This is a genomic window from Tropicimonas marinistellae, assembly GCF_001509585.1.
Lineage (GTDB): Bacteria > Pseudomonadota > Alphaproteobacteria > Rhodobacterales > Rhodobacteraceae > Tropicimonas > Tropicimonas marinistellae.
Genome location: NZ_LNCI01000032.1, coordinates 1 through 1,782 on the forward strand (window position 1 = coordinate 1; position 1,782 = coordinate 1,782).

The 1,782-nt window shown below is 68.7% G+C and carries 1 protein-coding gene; it reads left to right on the plus strand.

Going from position 1 to position 1,782, the window contains the following annotated elements:
* Positions 1-3 precede the first annotated feature (3 nt).
* Positions 4-1,764: a dihydroxyacetone kinase subunit DhaL gene (gene dhaL / locus ARC39_RS25075; protein WP_068119608.1), complete on the plus strand. Its 1,761-nt coding sequence runs from the start codon at positions 4-6 to the stop codon at positions 1,762-1,764.
* The last annotated feature ends 18 nt before the right edge of the window (positions 1,765-1,782 follow it).

The window sequence follows — 1,782 nt, forward strand, 5'->3', positions numbered from 1 at the left end:
GATATGGTTGATACGGAGCATCGAACGAAGAAGTTGATGAATGCGCCGGAGGCGATCATTTCGGAGTTGATCGAGGGGATGGTGTCTGCGCATCCGGACATGCTCCGTGTCGAGGGCAGCATGGGCCGGGCGGTTGTTGCGGTTGATGGCCCGCGCGACGGCAAGGTCGGCATCGTGATCGGTGGCGGCTCGGGCCATGAGCCGGCGTTTTCGGGCTATGTCGGGCGCGGGCTCGCGGATGCGGCCGCGGTTGGCAATGTCTTTGCGTCTCCCTCGCCCGAACAGATCAAGGAGGCCGCGCTCGCGGTGGATGGCGGCGCGGGTGTGATGTTCCTCTACGGGAACTACATGGGCGACGTGCTGAACTTCGACATGGCGGCGGAGGAATGCGCGAGCCTCGGGATCGACGTGCGTTCCGTGCAGGTGATCGACGACGTGGCGTCGGCGCCGCGGGAGAAGGCCGCGGAACGGCGCGGGATCGCCGGCGACTTCTTCGTCTTCAAGATAGCCGGGGCCGCGGCCGACATGGGGCGCAGGCTGGACGATGTCGAGGCCGCGGCGCGCAAGGCGAATGCCGCCACGCTGTCGATGGGGGTTGCGCTCTCGGCCTGCTCGATGCCGCAGACCCTGCGGCCGAACTTCGAGATCGGCGATGACGAGATGGAGATCGGCATGGGCATCCACGGTGAACCCGGGATGCGGCGCGACAAGGTGGACACCGCCGACAGCGTGACCGACCAGCTCATGGCGCCGATCCTGGACGAGATGCCGCTCGAGGCTGGCTCGGAGGTGGCGGTGCTCGTGAACGGTCTGGGCTCCACCTCGTTGATGGAGCTCTATCTGCTGCACCGTCGGGTGGCGCAGATCCTCGGCGGGAAGGATATCAGGATCCACCACAGCTGGGTGGGCGAGTATTGCACCTCCCTGGAGATGGCCGGAGCCTCGGTGACGCTGCTGAAGCTCGACGAGGACCTCAAGGCCCTCCTGGATCATCCCTGCCGCACACCGGCCCTGACCGTGGGGCAGGCGCCCGCGCCGGTGCCCGGCGCCCGGCGCAGCGCACGCAGCTACGAGGCCGCCCGGAAGGTCGTTCAGATCGACCGCGGCAGCCTGAAGACCGGCGGGCCGATCTCGCCAGACCGGTTCCGGGCGATGATGCACGCCGCCGGCGCGGCGATTGCGCGGGAGCGTGACCGCCTGAGCGAGCTCGACGGCGTGATCGGTGACGGCGACCACGGGGTGACGATGGATATTGGCTGGACGGCGGTGCGAAAGGAACTGGACGCCGCCGCGGCCGACGACACCATCAGCCAGACCTGCACCCGAATGGCCAAGGCGTTCCTCGATGCCGTGGGCGCGTCGTCCGGCCCGCTCTACGCATCGGCCTTCAACACGGCCGGCAAGGCGGTGGACGACCGGCTGAACCTCGACGCGCAGGCCACGGCGGCCTTTGTCGAAGGCATGCTGGCGGGCATCCTGGGGCGTGGCGGGGCCGCGCCGGGCGACAAGACGATGATCGATGCCTGGAAACCGGCGGCGGAAGCGGCGCGGCAGGCAGCGGACGGCGGCGCGGATGCGCTTGGCGTGCTGCAAGCGGCCACGGCGGGAGCGCAGGCCGGCGCCGAAGCGACCCGGGACATGGAGAGCCGTCGCGGCCGATCGAAGAAGCTCGGCCCGCGTTCGGTCGGACACATCGACCCAGGCGCAGCCTCAACCCATGTCGTCCTGAACGCGATGACAAAGGCCCTCGGAAATGTCCGGTGAGGGGATCCGACTAGGCCG